Source organism: Paenibacillus sp. CFBP 13594 (genome assembly GCF_014842675.1).
Lineage (GTDB): Bacteria > Bacillota > Bacilli > Paenibacillales > Paenibacillaceae > Paenibacillus > Paenibacillus amylolyticus_B.
Genome location: NZ_JACYVQ010000011.1, coordinates 46,833 through 63,714, shown reverse-complemented (window position 1 = coordinate 63,714; position 16,882 = coordinate 46,833). Strand labels below are relative to the sequence as shown.

Sequence of the window (16,882 nt, the reverse complement as noted above, 5' to 3'; positions counted from 1 at the left end):
ACTACACCTGGCCTTTCTCCGTCCGGCTTCCGATCATCGCAATCCGGCCTCCGTACGTCTCTTGCAGTGTATCCGGTACAAATACTTCACTTGTTGGTCCACCTGCCACCAGTCGTCCATTGAGCAGCAGCACATGGTCGAAGTATTCCTCGACTGTCGCCAGATCATGGTGAACAACCAGTACCGTCTTGCCTTGTTTCTTCAACTGTTCCAAAAGCGAAATGATCGCTTTCTCTGTGGTGGCATCGACACCTGCAAATGGCTCATCCATGAAATACAGATCTGCGTCTTGCACGAGTGCCCGCGCCAGAAAGACACGTTGCTGCTGTCCACCGGACAGCTGACTGATCTGGCGGTACATGTAATCGCCCATGCCAACTTGCTCCAGGCAGTGTGCCGCCAGGTCCCGCTCCTTTTTCCCCGGACGACGGAACCAGCCCAGATGACCATACCGTCCCATCATCACCACATCAAGCGCATGCGTAGGGAAATCCCAGTCCACCGATTCCCGTTGTGGCACATAACCGATGCGGCGACGTTGTTCCCGGTACGATTGTCCGAAGATCCGTACCTCTCCATGCATCTTCGGTACCAGTCCCAGAACAGCTTTGATCAGTGTTGATTTCCCTGCGCCATTTGGGCCAAGAATACCGATGAGCTGTCCTTCCGGAATATCGAAGGATACGCTGCTAAGCACCGGCTTTTTGTGATACGCAACAGCCAGATCCCTCACACTAAGAGGAGCCGATGTTGGCAGCGTTCCCTGCAAGTGACTATTGTTCAGTTTCGTAGGAGTTTGTTCCAATAAAGTTGTATCTTCCATAATCCTGTAACTCCTCTCTTCATGTGATTCATTATTTCAGGGCTTCTACAATCGTCTCAACATTGTGGCGAATCATACCGATGTATGTGCCTTCTTCCGTTCCTTCAGCCCCCATGGCATCCGAGAACAGTTCTCCACCAATGTTGACCGTATGTCCTTTTTGAGCTGCTCCGGCAATGATGGCTTCCATCGCTTTTGCAGGCACACTCGATTCAACAAATACTGCTTTGATATGGTTATCTACGAGATAATCCCGCAGTTCGCTAACATCTTTTGCGCCGTATTCGGCTGCTGTACTGATGCCCTGAAGCCCCATCACTTTCATGCCATAAGCCTGACCGAAATATCCAAATGCATCATGCGCCGTAACCAATACCCGGCTTGCTTCCGGAATCTCCAGAATCTTCTCACGGACCTCGGCATCCAGTGCTTCGAGCTTCGCCAGATACGCCTCTGCCTGAGCCTTGTATTCTTCCGCATGGTCCGGGTCCGCCTCCACGAGCGTATCGCGTACGGCTTCTGCCGCATGCATCCAGTGGCTGACGTTAAACCAGACGTGTGGATCATATTCGGTGCCGCCTGTATCTTTGCCTGAGTGTAACTCCTCGACTGGAATAGTCTCTGTAACAGCAGTAACCAGCTTGCTTGAGGACATTTTCTCCAAAATGTCTGTCATTTTGCCTTCGAGATGCAGTCCATTATAGAAAATGACTTTTGCTTGTTCCAGTTTGCGAATATCACCTTGGGATGCCTTGTACAAATGGGGGTCAACTCCCGGGCCCATTAGCCCGGTAACATCAACATATGCCCCGCCTACCTCACGTGCTACGTCAGCGATCATTCCCGTTGTAGCGGTTACTTGTAGCTTGCCACCACTGCTCGTCTCTGCACCACTGGAACATGCCGTAAGTACAATAACCAGAACCAGAGCCGCTAGCGTAATGAACCCCCTCTGGATACTCCTCATTTTCACCATTAACAATTCAACCGTCCCCTTTCCCTCTCCTAAAATACTTGTCTACATCTAATTTTGTTGTACAAGGTATTAAGTTTTAATCAAGGCTAATAATGTTTCCCTTGTGCAAATTTTATCCGAAGCCAAAAAAAAAGGCAAGGGATTATTTCCCCTGCCTGTCCAAATGTATTTAATTCACTTCATTAACTTTCTCGTCACGATGGTAAAAGAGCTAACTTCCGAGACGTTCTTTTGCATTACTCTTTGTCTTTCCCTTCGTCTTTCTTACCTTTCGGCGTTCCATCGAGACCATACACTTCATCATATGCATCGAAAATTTTCCGTGCTATTGGTGAAGCACTGACTGACCCGAATCCACCTTCTGGTACAACAACAGCGACAGCAAGCTTCGGATTATCTCGTGGTGCAAAGGCAATAAACACACCATTCTCTTTTTTGTTCGGTCCGGTCCCCTGCTCTGATGTTCCTGTTTTCCGAGCATAATCGTAAGGGAAACCGTCAAATGAACTTACTTTGGTAACCATTCCTTTGTGCACTTCATTCCAGTGCGCATCGGCAAAATCAACTTCATTGAGCACTTTAGGTTTGATCTCTTTCACCACATTGCCGTCCGCATCACGGATTTCCTTCACCAGATGTGGTTCCATCCGCTTGCCCTTATTGGCAAGCATGGTCGTGTATTGGGCGAGTTGCATGGTGGTGTACTTGGCTTGTTGTCCAAATGAGGCAAACGCCAAACGTGTTAGAGCTGATTCGTCTTTATTTTTATATTCTAGCCTACCCAGAAATTCATTAGGCAGATCTACACCAGTGGACACACCCAAGCCAAATTCCTGCATGTGTTTGTGCCAGACATCGATGCCTTTCTCTGAGCCATAATTACGTAACAAACGTTTACCCACCATATCAATCATGAAGGCATTGGAGGATTTCTCAATCGCTCTTCTCGCCGTAATAGAACCATTATAAGCAGAATGCGAGTTCTTCACTTGTCGTCCGTCTTTCCCCAAAACCGCATATCCCTGATCGTGATAGGTCTCTCCTGGTGTAAATAATCCCTCTTTTAATCCAATAAGCACACTTAGCGGCTTGATTACTGATCCAAGAAGTACAACAGATTCCGCCCGACTAGGCTTGTCATCATTCGGTGGGAACGACTCGGTGGTTCCATTCCGGAACACATATTTGATTTTGTCATAATCCCAATCATTCGGATCATAATCCGGCATACTCGCCATAGCCACCACATTCCCCGTATCCACTTCCATGGCTACTGCGTATCCGGTAATTGCCTTAGGGAGTCTTCGCAATTCGTCCGTTATTGCTTCTTGTGTGGCCATCTGAATTTCCTTGTTAATGGTGGAAACCAGACTGTAGCCTTTCTCCGGTGGTGTTTGTAACATCGTTCCATCTGGCAGATTACGTGCGTCAATATCAATGGACTGATATCCGCTTCGTCCACGGAGTTCTTCCTGGTATTGCAGCTCAAGCCCATCGAACCCAACCTTCTCTTCTTCATGATAGACAAGCCCTGGATCACGCTGGGTACTTGCCCCTTCACGGATGGCCTTATATTTGGCAATGGAATCTGGTGCACGTTTGAACTCTCTGGTGTAACCCACAACCTGAACCGCTACGCCATCCGGGTCATATTTTCTTATGTTTTCTTCCAGCACCATAACGCCCGGGTAATCCGCTTTTTTCTCCATGAAAAAGGCAATTTCTTTGGTCGAGAGATCCGACTTCACCAGCCTCGGTACATAGCCAAACGTTTTCTGGTAATCCAGATCCAGTCGTTTGATGATCTCTTCCGCATCCGGTTGCTCTTTGTCCCCTGGATTAAACTGCTTAAACACAGCCGCCAGATCATGAGCCAGTTCCTCTGCTTCCTGTCTACGTTCATCGTTCCGATAATCCTCATATAACAGCACATACAGGGACTGTACAGGTTCCGAGTAAGCAAGCGCAATTTCTCCCGTAGCATCATAGATGGGACCACGAACAGGTGCGAGTGGAATGTCTTTGGTATTACGACTCGTTTCCATATACGTCAGTTCAGGACCCTCCACAAATTGCACAAAGGCTAATCTGAAAATAAGGATACTGAATATGACAAATGCCGCGAAAAAAAACAGATTCAGCCTTGCGGTGGAAGGCTTGTTGACGGGTGTATCTTCCTCAGTCATGGGTTTCTTCCTCAATCGGTTAAACATGTTTTAAGCCTCTCCCGTTCCTCTATAAAAATAAAATATTTAATCCGTATTGTGAACGTGTTCAATCCAAAATTTAATCCTTTCTCATACAAGTCTACCAAAGGTTAGCTGTCACGTCTTTCAATTTTTGGTTACATTTTCGTAAACAGAAACGTTGCACTACCCCATCTACCGATTTCAATGTAAACACTGACATATCAACGTTGTCCCGTTCTCCAGATCGTGTTTACCCTTCCCTTATATAAACGTGATACAGCTCATATGGTTACATATTAATGCAACTAATTAGTTCACTCTTACGATCATTCTCCACGTAAAACAAAAAAGAGGACCCACGAAGGGTCCCCTCTGTAACCAATGCCTCACATCACTGTGTGCCTGATTCCGAATCTGAATCTTTATTTTTGTCTTTCTTCGGTACACCGTCGAGACCAAATTCCTCGTCATAGGCATCGAAGATCGCACGTGCAACCGGAGCCGCACTGCTCGAACCAAAGCCCCCTTCGGGAATAACCACAGCGACAGCAAGCTTCGGATTATTACGTGGAGCATAGGCGATAAATACCCCGTTATCAACGGGTTTTCCACCTACTACCTGTGTCGATGTTCCTGTTTTTCTGGCAAAGTCATAAGGGAATCCACTAAATGCCGAAACTTCGGTGGCCATGCCTCGTTGCACTTCATTCCAGTAGGCGTCGTTAAACTCTACCGTGCTGAGTACCTTCGGTTTTACTTTCTCGACTACGTTGCCTTCCGAATCCCGGAACTCTCTAACCAGTTGTGGCTCCATCCGCTTTCCTTTGTTCGCCAGCATTGTCGTGTACTGTGCTAACTGCATGGTTGTGTATTTTCCCTGCTGTCCAAAGGAACCATACACGAGACGAGTCAACGAACTTTCCGTGTCGTTCATGTAATCCCGTATACCCAGGAATTCATTCGGCAGATCAACCCCTGTAGATACTCCAAGGCCGAACTGCTTCATGTATTCATCCCATTTGTCAATTCCGGTCGCACCATATTTTGAGTACATCTTCTTCCCAATCTCATCAATCATGAATACGTTCGAGGAATGACGAATCGCATCACGAGGATACATTGCACCATACACATGCCCGGATGAGTTCTGAACTCTACGATTGTCCCCACCAAAGGTCGTTGAACCTCTATCCGAATAAACTGTATTGGTAGTGAAGAAACCTTCTTTTAAACCGATCAAGACACTAAGCGGTTTGATGGTGGAACCGAGTAGCACGATCGATTCAGCTCGCTTTTTAGAGTCATCGGGAGGGAATGAACGAATCGTACCATTTTGATACACATATTTGATATCATCATACTGATCATTTGTGATACTGCCTGTTCTCCAGATGTTGGTATCATAATCCGGCATACTTGCAGCAGATACGATTTTTCCCGTATCCACTTCCATCGCAACTGCAAATCCGGTCTTTGCATTCGGATGCAATCGACCAGAAACCGGGTTCCGATGAAGCCAGCTCAACTGATCCAGAATGGCTTGTTCTGTTTTCACCTGAACGTTCTTGTTGATGCTGGATATCAGGTCATAACCTTTCTCCGGCGGGGTAGAACCAGCTACACCTTCAGGCAAGTTACGCAAATCGACATCGACGGACGTATATCCGCTTTTGCCACGCAATACATCCTGATATTGCAGTTCCAGTCCATCAAAACCAACGAATTCATTCTCTGTATACACCAGACCCGGATCCGTTTGCGTTTTGTTGGCCTCGTCCACTTCTTTGTATTTATTCAAGGATTTCGAGCTTCTGAACTTCTTGAGATATCCGATGGTCTGAACCGCTACCGTATCCGGATCATAGAACCGCACACTTTCCTCAACAACCTGGATGCCTTTGAACTCATCCTTATGCTGGAGGAAATAAGCAACTTCCTCCTCGGACAGATCGCTCTTAATGAGCCGTGGCATGAAGCCGTTCGCCTTGCGTGAATTCAAGTCCATCTCTTCAATGATCTGTTCGACCGTAAGTGACTCTGAATCCTTCAGCTTGTACTGTTCGAACACATCATGCAAGCGGGTTGCAATATCCTGCACTTCCCCTATGTTGGGACTCGGTTTCCCATCAACATCCCCATAGTTTTTATACAGCGTCAGGTATAGCGACTGAATGGGCTTGGAGTAAGCCAACTTCACCTCGCCTGTAGAATCATAGATCGTGCCTCTCACTGGAGGAAGTGGTACATCCTTGGTAATGTTACTTGCTTCTTCCTGACTAAGCTCAGGCCCTTCGACAAATTGTAAAAACGCCAAACGTACGATAATAACGCTAAAAATAACAAAGGAAGCGAAGAAAAATACATTCATCCGGTAGCTAAATCGCCGTTTGTCTGTAAGTTCATCCTTCTCATTGGAATGCTTTTTCATCCATCCTACCTCTTTCATGACTTGATGCATACCGCTCAAACTGATTCTTTCCGGCATGATAACCTGGCAACGTCGTCATATTCCGGACCCATGTCCGTTGTTTGGTTAAGCTGATTGATCCTTCAGATGGGTGTCGGCAAAATTCGGAGGATTGAACCAGTCCCCACTGATCGCCCATGTCGGGTCAAGCGGAACCCAGCTCTCGGAATCACTCAGATACACTTCATTCCACGCATGCGGACCGTACCCTCCTTGGCCGTTATACCCAAGTCCTGTAACCACTTTGACTTCAAGTCCTTGTGAACGGGCCATTACGGCATAGAGACGGGCATAATCAATACATACACCTTTGCGTGTATCAAATGTATTCTGCGGATTCTGTTCATGCCATATGCCCTTTTGCTCATAGTCATCCACTTTACCATAGTCATACTGAATACGTGAACCTACCCAGTCGTATAGCGCTCTTGCCTTTGCCTCATCTGTCGATTGCCCTTTGACAACCTCTCTCGCAGCCGATTCAATATCCGTCGGAATATTATGGTCAATGACTTCATATTTGCGTTGCAGGATGCCGCCCAGTTCCTTCTGCACAGCCTGCGTAAATACGGGAAGCTTGTCCTTGATAAACGTACCAGACAACGGTTCAATTACCGATTTGGCCCCTTGCATATAGATGGGAGATGCCTCCACATATCGACTGAACATACTCCCGGGGTAAAGACTGACGATCATGAACAACACGGCAATGACAATCATTCCACGGACGGAGCCTATGATCGTGCCAATCAATGCACCCGTCAACCGACTAAACATACCTTTAGGAGCACTTTCCTCGGCCGCTCCCTGCCTGCTACTGAAAATTAATGAAGAGAGCAATCCGAGAACCAATCGGATGAGTCCATAGCTAAGCACAAATAATACAGCGAACCGCATGAGCGGAAAATCTGCAATCGCCGTAATCAACGTATAATACATCTGTTCCCACCGGTTCAGCTCCCGGTTAGGCATGGCTGAAGCATACTCAGACAGCCAATGCTGTACATATGGCGCAAGCCACAATGTTAAACCGATCGACAACAGAATACCAATAACCGCCATAATGCCATCCATCAGGAACCCAAAGAGTCTGCCTGCTGAACGTGAAGCTCCTCTGGACCAACCCTGCAATAATGAAGCAGCCACAATCAGCAACAACATAATCGTGATGCCATTCAATTCCTTCAGGCTGTCCAGCCAATTCTGCAGCACGTACCGATTCCCCCTTTACTACGATGCTGGTGCTGTTTTGTTCTCCTGTGCCTGTTCGACAAATGTACGTATCGTTTCGTTGTCGAGTTTCCATTCGCCAAGTGAAATTCCGCGGAAGGTCACATCCACTTTATCGGATTGATTTCTGCCCTTAATTTCCACATTGGGACTTGTGATGATAAATGCTCCATCCGATCCTTTGACGTAAGTTGCTTTGGAAGCTTCCTTCAGCATCATGCTAGTTGCTTCCTTCTTCAAGGTGTCCATCGTACTGGATTGCACGTCTGTCACTGTCTGTTTGATCTGATCAATGGAGATGCCGCTGTATATCAGTAGAGCCGCAATAATGATGATGGCAATCAACCATTTCAATACGGTTTTGACCACATTCAGAACAAAGAACAATATGATCAGCGCAACCACGATCACCAACCAGTTCTGCATCAGAAACTCTTTGATTACTTCTATGTTCATGACTACACCTTCCGTATTTGAATTCATTCGTAACACTCCCGAATATTATACATGATTTCCGAAGCCGCTGTCAGCTAAGCCCTCTCCCTTAAAAATAAACGGTCTAAGTTCGTCCCGCCAGGCGTACAAGTAGTACCATAAGGTTCTGCTGGCGAACGGGAACACGTTCAAGATCTGTAGTTTGCACATGCATCGCTTAACAAGGAGGGGCTTATGTGAAAACGGCCATCTGGCTATACCTGTTTTTGTTCCTTGCTGTATTCGATCTGCACGCCCAGTATCCCATTCTGACTCCTTTTGCCATCTCGCTGGGAGCCGCCCCTACTTTCATTGGCTGGATGATGGGCATCTATTCCTTGACGCATCTACCTGGCAATCTCATTGCCGGAACACAAATTGATAAACATGGCAGTCGCCGCTACATTGTATTCAGTCTGCTCGGGGCTGGATTCATCCTGCTCCTGCAAGCTTACGTCCAGACACCATGGCAACTACTCGCGCTGCGTTCCGTCAGCGGTTTTGTACTGGCCTTTCTGTCTCCTGCATGTCTCGCCCTGCTTGCACAGTTATCCAGCGATCCGGTGAAACAGGGAAAGTATATGTCGGGACACGGGGTAGTACATACCCTCGCTTCTGTAGTATCTCCCGCAGCAGGTGCGATCATTGTGGGTTCCATGGGATTCTCTGCTACATTCTCAGGCTTGGGTTACTTGCTCATTCTTACAGGTGTGATTGCTTTCATGACCATGCCTCGTGGCATCATCAAGCAGCATGAGAGAGTGACTGAACCTGCCAAACCTGACGTTTCACCAGTAGATGCCAAAAGTGCATTCCTTCCGGTGTCCTGGCGCTATTTTGCCCTGCCTCTGGTTATTGCTTGTGCTCAAGGGATTCTCTTCTTCGAGCTGCCCCTGCGGGGAGGAGGGCATTCATCCATCATGTCTACCGGGTTGTTATTTTCCATTATTAGCATTGGAGCTCTTTTCACACTGAGCATGTTATTTCTTAACCGGTATTCCCCCAAGCTACGTCTGGTTGCGGGTGTGCTGCTGATGTCCTTGTGTTTCTTTGCAATGGCCGCCATTCCGCAAATCCCGTTGTCCACCGTATTATTTGTACTCGGGATGTCCAAAGGCATTATCTTTCCAGCTATGGCAACCCTATTTATCCGTCTGAGCGGAGGAAGCAGGTTGGGCCGTATTTTCTCGCTGCAATCCATTGCCACATCCATCGGCTCTTTTATCGGCCCAATCACAGCCGGGCAACTTCGTGTCGGGTTATCGCCCTATTTCATCGCCTTTGTTTTGTTAATGATAGGTATGCTGTTGCTTCCATACTATACATCCAGACGCGAAGCTTCCCTCGCCGATCCGAAAAGTATATTGAATTAAATTTCGATCAGTCTCTGTCTCCTTACCGTTATGGCATCAATTAGGCCAGTATTTTCATTAGCTTTGCATCATTCCCCCATTTACAGCTAAACTATATAAAATGGACTAACGTTTTACACACACGAACGGAGCGGCCTAGTGATCCTCAGCGCCGTCTTTAAGATTTCATCTTTTTCTTTAAAGCATCATTAGGTATGGACGATCATTGGAAGTAGTGAAGGGGACGGAATCGATTTTGAAGAAGCGGTAGCGTTCGCCTTTGTCTCCATATTTCAACCTTTAAAAAATTAATCAGAAATTTGGAGACAACAGCGATCGAAGGAACGATCCGTAACCGTAACGGCCACTACTGATCAGAATTAATTCCTGATGTATGTGAAAAAGAATTTAGAAATCAAAGGTGCTCCTGTCGCGTGGTGAACAGTGTAAAGAAAGGAGTCCATCTTATATAATCCGTCGATTTTCGCTGCAACATTTCCCGGGGAATGTCGACATAAGCTCTCGAACAAGAGGTGAATACCATGCCTATTCATGTCATTGTGGAAGGTAAGAATGACCGAAGCAAATTGAAACGTCTGGTTGGTCCCGAGATCAACATTCTATGTACGTTTGGAACACTTAATTCACTCAAACTGGAAACCCTGCGCAAACAAGTCGGGTATGATGAAGTTTATTTATTTATGGATAATGACAGTTCCGGCAAAAAAATTAGAGGTGTGCTTCGGGATGCTTTCCCGGATGCAGTACAGATGTATACACGCCGAGGATATGCTGGTGTGGAAGGAACACCTGATGAGTATATCATCGCCCAGCTGGAGAAAGCCGGGTTAGAGACATACATCCAATACCCTGAACATCCTTCCTTTTAAAAAGAAATGCCAAAAGGCTGCCTTTCGGTTGATATCCAACCTGAAGGCAGCCTTTACAATAGGAGTAGTATCCGATAATTATTCCTTGATTAGATTGCGAATATCCTCGGCAATTACAGCAGGTACAACATCCTCTGTATTGAACGCATTATATACCTTGCGAAGCTGGTTATTCTGATCCACCAAGCCAATCATATTCATATGGGCAAAATCGTCCTTATTCTCGCCTTCAATCAGGATTTGGAATGAATCCCTGGCGAACTGTTTTGTTTTGTCCATATCCCCTCGCAAGAAGTACCATCCGGAATAATCCGCATGGAAGCGATCCGCAAACGTCTTAATCTTCTCTCTTGTATCGACTTTCGGGTCGAATGAAATGGAGACAAACGAGACATCTTTACCAAAGGTGTCGTCCTCTTTCAACAGATCCTGCACCTGGGATAACGTAAACGTCGTAATAGGGCATACATCCGGACAACTGGTGAAATAAAAGTAGAACAAACGGACCTTCCCTTGAGTATCCTCGAGGGATACCGTACTGCCATCTACATTTTCCATGGAAAAGGATTGGATCTCGCGAATCTCGGGTAATTTCTCCTTACTGGCAAAAACGGTGCCCCACATCAGATACACAGCCATAATAAGTGCGAGCCCAAGCAATATCCATGTCCATTTGTACTTTTTCAGCATCTTTCTCGTCCCTTCTGTATCTTCCTTTTGTGAATACGCATACATATTTGAACTTAAAAACACGTTTGTTTAACATCATCCATCTACTGTGACATATGTACTCCAAGAAACCTACTTTTTATGAGATTCTATATTATTGTAACGGTTTGACGTAACAATGCCCATACATATTTATGAAACATCTTGAACGCGTAGGCTCTGACGAAATTCCGCTCACTATCCGATATAAAGTTTATCACAGGAAATGCCGAAATAGTTTGACAAACTACGTACATTTATTGGGTATGGACCAGGTTATTGTCATAACTTTGAAATTAGGGATGTTTTGCATCCTGACAGACGGATATTATACACTATATATGGGTATCACCTAGATAGAGAAGTAATATGCCTTAGAACGATACACCACACAAAGGAGACGTTTATGGATACCTCTACACATTTTGTCATGGGGATTGGTTTAGCCGGTCTGGCTTATGTCGATCCTGTCGTTGCGTCCAACCCTATGCTTGCAGCTGCGGTAATGGTTGGCACGATTGCCGGTTCACAGGCCCCTGACATCGATACTGCGTTACGTCTCAAAAGCAATTCGCTTTACATTCGGAATCATCGGGGCTTGTCACACTCTCTGCCATTTCTCCTGTTATGGGTTTTGCTCATCACAGGCGTCATTGCACTGATATTCCCTGGTGTCCCTATTGGACACGTTGCCACCTGGACAGCTGTGGCCGTAGGCTTTCACGTATTCACCGATCTGTTCAACACCTATGGAACCCAAGCCGCCCGGCCTTTCACGGAACGCTGGATCGCCTGGAACATCATTCATATTTTTGATCCGTTTCTATTCACTACACATGTCATAGCTATCTTGTTATGGGCCTTTGATCTGATCGCCCCTGCACCACTCTTCGTTACGTTGTATAGTTTGACCGGTTTATATTATATATGGCGAACGATTGCTCGTGCACAAGCAGTCAGAAAAGTTAGACGTCTCGACAACAGCCCAGAGCAGGCAAGATACATCGTCATTCCAACGATATCCTGGAACCGCTGGCATGTGGTTAAACGAGTTGAGGACGGCAGTTATGTGATCGGTAAAATGGATGGTTCTAATCTGGTATGGAGTCTGCACGCCTCGTCTTCTACTCATGCGGCCGTTGCTGCTTCACGCAAATCACCGGAAGTCAGTGCCTTCCTCTATTTCACCTCCTATGCGGTGGCAGAGGTTGAAGAACTGCCTGCCGGTTACAAGGTCCGTTGGGCAGATGTACGTTATCGACACCGAAAACAATATCCATTTGTCGCTGTAATTGTGATGGATCGGAATTTTGAGACGATTGATACGTATGTAGGCTGGTTAAGCGATGAGAAAATGGATAAAAAACTTTTATCTGCACGCCCTTGACGAAGTGAGCATGGCAAGGCACAATCAGACATAGGAACTGATACGCGAGAAAGCCCGGAGCGTTTCCGCTCCGGGCTTTCTGTTTATCCTGTTTTGTTGCTGTTGGTTAAAATAAATTATTTGCCAGACCCAGCCAGAGACTGCTCAGCGATTTGTACCAGACGTTTGGTGATATATCCACCCAAAGATCCTGTTTCACGGGAAGTGTAGTTACCATAGTAACCGTCTTGTGGGATAGTTACACCCAGTTCCTGTGCAGCCTCGATTTTCAATTGTTGCAGTGCTGAATTTGCCTGAGGTACCACCAAGTTGTTAGAACGAGATCCTTGAGCCATATTTATAATCTCCCTTCAATCTGTGTCTGTAATGTAATTGCAAGCTTGCAAGATTATTATGGCTCGTAGGCTACAGGTTATACGGAGTTTTACTAAATTTGTAGATGGAGGTTTTTCCCAATGAGTAAGGGCTTGTCTTTATGGTTCGCATTCTCTTCGATTATTTTGTTAACGGTTTCAGCAATTATGATCTCCTACTCCGGTTGGTTTGCTGCACTACTGTTTGTCCTGTCCATTGCCAACATTGGCTGGGGATTTGTGATTCGCGCCAAAAAAGAACGTCAGGAAGTTCGCTCGGCTGCTTCAGAGCCCACTTCTTGAGCAGGTCATTTGATAGTTCAATAATGAACGCACAAATAAAGAGGAGTCCTTCAATAGGGCTCCTCTTTATTCATGTTAACTATTCATTGCGTGAAATGATTATATTGTTCAGGACTAATGTTTACGTCTCGGGACAAATCCCATACGTTCTTTCACTGCATCCAACGTTTGAGCTGCAACTTCTTCTGCACGGCGGGCTGACGTATCCAGAACATCCGCCAATTCGCCAGACTCGCGAATCTCATTATAACGTTGTTGCAGGGGTTCAATAACAGACACAACCACTTCAGCCAGTTCTTTTTTGAACGGACCGTACATCTTGCCTTCATAACGCTCAGCTACTTCCTTAAGCGTCATACCCGCACATTCCGCGTAGATACTCATCAGGTTGCTGACTTCCGGTTTGTTTGCCGGATCATAGACGACTTCACGTCCCGAATCTGTAGTGGCTCGACTGATTTTTTTGCGAATCACATCTGGCGGATCCAGCAGGGCAATATAACTGCCAGCGTTAGGGTTACTTTTGCTCATTTTCGAAGAGGCATCATCAAGTGACATTACCCGTGCACCTACCTGTGGGATATACGGATCTGGAATGGTGAAGTACTCCCCATAACGGTGGTTAAAACGCCCTGCCAGATCACGTGTCAGTTCCAGATGTTGCTTCTGATCCTCACCTACGGGTACAAGGTCAGCATTGTATAACAAAATATCAGCCGCCATTAATGATGGATACACAAACAGTCCAGCACCAACGGAATCTTTACCGGATGATTTATCCTTAAACTGAGTCATGCGTTCAAGCTCACCCATGGAGGTCAGCGTTGTCATCAACCAGCCCAATTCCGCGTGCTGCGGTACATGGGATTGCAGAAATACGTTAGATTTCGACGGATCAATACCTGCTGCAATAAACAGCGCAGCTACCGCTTCCGACTGTTCACGCAATGCTGCTGGCTCCTGTGCCACGGTGATGGCATGAAGATCAACCACCATGAAATGACATTGATAGTCATGCTGGAGTTTTACAAAATTTTTGATTGCACCAATATAGTTGCCCAATGTGAGCTTACCGCTTGGCTGAATACCTGAAAGTACTGTTTTCATTACACATAACGCCTCCCTGATTGTATATAAAAAAACTCCTGCCATTCTCTGCGAACGCAAAAAGGCCCCACATCCGCAAGGGACGTGAGACCGTGGTGCCACCCTTATTCGCTTTTCTTCTATTGCTCCTGACCCTGAATCAAGTCAAGCCGGAGAAATGCCTTCATTGTTCCGTAACGTGGATTAAACGGCAGACTCTAGTGGGGCAAGCCCATCTCCGGCTTAACCTGTTCAAACCTACACTCAAGGGTCCATTCGGTACAGAGCTCACACCGGTTCACATCAACCACCGGCTTTCTGAAGAGGATTCTCTTGGCCTACTTATCCCTGTCATCGATTTCATGTCATTCAATTCTAATAAATGCTTTCAGAGTTCCATCTTAATGCGCACAGGCGCGAATGTCAAAATGAGTTGAACTTTTTTACCCGAGACATCAAAATCTGTTATGATGGAATTGCTTATCCTGTTGTCTGCTTCACACGAAATAGCGCAGGAAATAGCTGGCATGTACACAACGACACGCCTGCAGCAGTAGCTTCATCATAACTGCTTGCAGACAGATTTCAAGTGGGAAAAGGAGCATCGATATGAAACAAGTGACCAAAGGCCAATGGAATGGTTACGACACGTATATCCTACATAGCCGTGAATTGGAAATCACCCTGCTGCCGCGTCTTGGAAATAATATTATTTCTATTCGTGATTTAGTGCAGGACAGAGATGTCGTTCGCCGTCCGGATGAAGACGATCTTGCCTTTTATCTGCAGAAGCCGTACCATTTTGGCGTTCCTCTCCTGATACCACCAGGCCGCATTCATCGTGGACAATTCGAATATGAAGGCGTTCATTACCAGTTCGATCAGAACACGGCGAATGACAACCATATTCACGGTCTCCACCGTACCCAATCCTGGTGTGTCAGTGACATTGAGGAAGATGAAGACGGCTGTGCAATTACGACTGAATTACTGACCGAAAATGAAGAGCATTGGATTGCTCAATTCCCGATTCCCCTGAAACTTGAGATGACGTTCAGTCTGCAAAACGCTGTATTTAGCCAGCGTCTGCGAGTCACCAATCTGAGCTCAACACCTGCTCCTTTTGGGATGGGATATCATACATGGTTTTTGTTAGACGGCAAACCTGCCGACTGGACACTGCAACTGCCTGTTTCCGGAATATACGGACAGAATGAAGAACAATTACCGACAGGTGAACTGGAATCTCTGGGTGAATGGTCTGCTCTGAACGAAGGCATCAATTTGCAGGGACGTAACTGGGATACCCTGTTGAAAGCTACCGAAGCTGAACCGGCTACGGCTTACTTACGCAGGCAAGATGGATATACATTGAAATATTCAGCAGATGAAGCATTTTTCAAACATTGGGTTCTCTTTACCAAAGGTGAATCCGATCAGTTTTTGTGCATTGAACCGTACACTTGGCTCCCGGATGCACCTAATTTGGCTTTCTCGGATGAACAAACCGGGTTGATTCGCTTGGAACCGGAACAGCCTGTTGAGTTATTTACACGTATTGAGGTTATACCTCCTACAGACTAAGCGAGCTGATCATCCTCTATTTTGCTTTTACGCATATCAACCTATATTTTGATATCCAAATACAACTTGCCGACCCGCATTGGGTCGGCTTTTTTATGTGTCCTGTGCACTGATAGTTATCCATATTTTCCCTTACGCCATATCATGTATATTTCCGTATTCTCTAACCATACTAACATCACCAACCCATAAGGAGGTGACACATATGTACGGAGGTCAAAACCAAGGTAGCGGTAGCCGCTCCAACAACCTGGTCGTTCCCCAAGCAACTGCAGCATTGCAACAATTGAAAATGGAAGCTGCACAAGAGCTGGGTGTAACTATTCCACAAGATGGTTACTACGGTAACTATACTTCCCGTGAGACAGGTTCTCTGGGTGGATACATCACTAAACGTCTGGTGCAAATCGCTGAGCAGCAATTATCGGGTCGTTCGTAAGCTCGTAATTATTGCTTAAGCAAACAGAATCCAAAAGCGGCCTTCTTCGGAAGTGCCGCTTTCTCTTGTGCAACGAATTATGAGGTCGACTCCATATCTGAATCCTTGTATGTATTGGTTCTAGGGTAACGAATCATGAGGCTCGCCATATTGTAATTAGACTCCATCGTTGCATCTACCAAAATCATACCTTGTCTTACTGTGAAGTCGTATGATATCTCGCCATGCGTCCAATTGCGTTTGAATTTCAACGTCTCCAGTGCCATTGCCCGGAAAGAAGTTCTCTGGGTTTGGTTTAGCCCCCCTTCCTCCACATCCATCTGCCCATCTCGTCCAGCTATCGGATTATGTCGAATACCGAATTTCCCAATTACGTTGTTTCGTATTTGCACAAAAACCACCCCTGAATCTAACCCTGATAACTCATGATCAAGTTCTTTGAACACCAGATCCAACTGTCTCGCTAATGAAAGCTCATCAATTTTCATATTAATACTCTCCTTATATGCTTATAGTCCTATACAGCAAGGACTTACGACTCATTATATGACATCATATGTGCTCATTCAACAAAGAACGGCAAAGTTGGGTATTTCTAACTATGATTTGCACAATTAATTG

16 protein-coding genes and 1 other annotated feature are annotated in these 16,882 nt (G+C 46.0%); of the genes, 6 read left to right on the top strand and 10 right to left on the bottom strand.

What is annotated here, in order from left to right; all coding sequences use genetic code 11:
* Position 1 precedes the first annotated feature (1 nt).
* The 6 genes from IFU39_RS27130 to IFU39_RS27105 form a co-directional block, all read right to left on the bottom strand.
* Entirely contained in the window at positions 2-823 is an 822-nt protein-coding gene (locus IFU39_RS27130; RefSeq protein ID WP_244661134.1) for a metal ABC transporter ATP-binding protein, read from the bottom strand.
* A gap of 31 nt (positions 824-854) precedes the next feature.
* Complete coding sequence (locus IFU39_RS27125) at positions 855-1,799, bottom strand: metal ABC transporter solute-binding protein, Zn/Mn family (protein ID WP_192135871.1); 945 nt, start codon at positions 1,797-1,799, stop codon at positions 855-857.
* A 236-nt stretch (positions 1,800-2,035) separates the two neighbouring features.
* On the bottom strand, positions 2,036-3,985 hold the full coding sequence (locus tag IFU39_RS27120; RefSeq protein WP_192135869.1) for a peptidoglycan D,D-transpeptidase FtsI family protein: 1,950 nt from the start codon (positions 3,983-3,985) through the stop codon (positions 2,036-2,038).
* Positions 3,986-4,379: 394 nt separating this feature from the next.
* Complete coding sequence (locus IFU39_RS27115; RefSeq protein ID WP_192135867.1) at positions 4,380-6,416, bottom strand: peptidoglycan D,D-transpeptidase FtsI family protein; 2,037 nt, start codon at positions 6,414-6,416, stop codon at positions 4,380-4,382.
* 105 nt (positions 6,417-6,521) lie between these two features.
* Positions 6,522-7,616: a transglutaminase domain-containing protein gene (locus IFU39_RS27110; protein ID WP_197997940.1), complete on the bottom strand. Its 1,095-nt coding sequence runs from the start codon at positions 7,614-7,616 to the stop codon at positions 6,522-6,524.
* A gap of 69 nt (positions 7,617-7,685) precedes the next feature.
* Complete coding sequence (locus IFU39_RS27105) at positions 7,686-8,168, bottom strand: ATPase (RefSeq protein WP_192135863.1); 483 nt, start codon at positions 8,166-8,168, stop codon at positions 7,686-7,688.
* 188 nt (positions 8,169-8,356) lie between these two features.
* Between IFU39_RS27105 and IFU39_RS27100 the strand changes: the two genes are divergently transcribed.
* Both IFU39_RS27100 and IFU39_RS27095 read left to right on the top strand, forming a co-directional pair.
* Positions 8,357-9,532 (top strand): MFS transporter, encoded by a 1,176-nt coding sequence (locus tag IFU39_RS27100; RefSeq protein WP_192135861.1) that lies wholly within the window; start codon positions 8,357-8,359, stop codon positions 9,530-9,532.
* A 521-nt stretch (positions 9,533-10,053) separates the two neighbouring features.
* The gene (locus IFU39_RS27095; protein ID WP_192135859.1) at positions 10,054-10,401 is read left to right on the top strand and encodes a toprim domain-containing protein; all 348 of its coding nucleotides are present in this window, start codon (positions 10,054-10,056) and stop codon (positions 10,399-10,401) included.
* 78 nt (positions 10,402-10,479) lie between these two features.
* Here IFU39_RS27095 and IFU39_RS27090 read toward each other — a convergent pair whose 3' ends face one another.
* A complete protein-coding gene (locus tag IFU39_RS27090; protein WP_192135858.1) occupies positions 10,480-11,091 on the bottom strand; it encodes an SCO family protein in 612 nt (203 codons plus the stop codon).
* 424 nt (positions 11,092-11,515) lie between these two features.
* Between IFU39_RS27090 and IFU39_RS27085 the strand changes: the two genes are divergently transcribed.
* Positions 11,516-12,496: a metal-dependent hydrolase gene (locus tag IFU39_RS27085; protein ID WP_192135856.1), complete on the top strand. Its 981-nt coding sequence runs from the start codon at positions 11,516-11,518 to the stop codon at positions 12,494-12,496.
* Between the two features lie 116 nt (positions 12,497-12,612).
* Here the strand turns inward: IFU39_RS27085 and IFU39_RS27080 are convergent, their stop codons facing one another.
* Positions 12,613-12,831 (bottom strand): alpha/beta-type small acid-soluble spore protein, encoded by a 219-nt coding sequence (locus IFU39_RS27080; protein ID WP_017692386.1) that lies wholly within the window; start codon positions 12,829-12,831, stop codon positions 12,613-12,615.
* 120 nt (positions 12,832-12,951) lie between these two features.
* On the opposite strand from IFU39_RS27080, the gene IFU39_RS27075 reads away from it, so the two are divergent.
* The gene (locus tag IFU39_RS27075) at positions 12,952-13,152 is read left to right on the top strand and encodes a hypothetical protein (protein ID WP_017692385.1); all 201 of its coding nucleotides are present in this window, start codon (positions 12,952-12,954) and stop codon (positions 13,150-13,152) included.
* A gap of 114 nt (positions 13,153-13,266) precedes the next feature.
* On the opposite strand, the gene trpS is transcribed toward IFU39_RS27075, so the two are convergent.
* Positions 13,267-14,259, bottom strand: coding sequence for a tryptophan--tRNA ligase (gene trpS, locus IFU39_RS27070; protein WP_192135854.1), 993 nt, complete (start codon positions 14,257-14,259; stop codon positions 13,267-13,269).
* Between the two features lie 75 nt (positions 14,260-14,334).
* Positions 14,335-14,602 (bottom strand) — a binding site (T-box leader).
* 245 nt (positions 14,603-14,847) lie between these two features.
* On the opposite strand from trpS, the gene IFU39_RS27065 reads away from it, so the two are divergent.
* Positions 14,848-15,822, top strand: coding sequence for an aldose 1-epimerase (locus tag IFU39_RS27065; protein WP_192135853.1), 975 nt, complete (start codon positions 14,848-14,850; stop codon positions 15,820-15,822).
* 205 nt (positions 15,823-16,027) lie between these two features.
* A complete protein-coding gene (locus IFU39_RS27060) occupies positions 16,028-16,261 on the top strand; it encodes an alpha/beta-type small acid-soluble spore protein (RefSeq protein WP_105601328.1) in 234 nt (77 codons plus the stop codon).
* A gap of 77 nt (positions 16,262-16,338) precedes the next feature.
* Here IFU39_RS27060 and IFU39_RS27055 read toward each other — a convergent pair whose 3' ends face one another.
* Entirely contained in the window at positions 16,339-16,749 is a 411-nt protein-coding gene (locus tag IFU39_RS27055) for an O-methyltransferase (RefSeq protein ID WP_105601329.1), read from the bottom strand.
* Positions 16,750-16,882 lie beyond the last annotated feature (133 nt).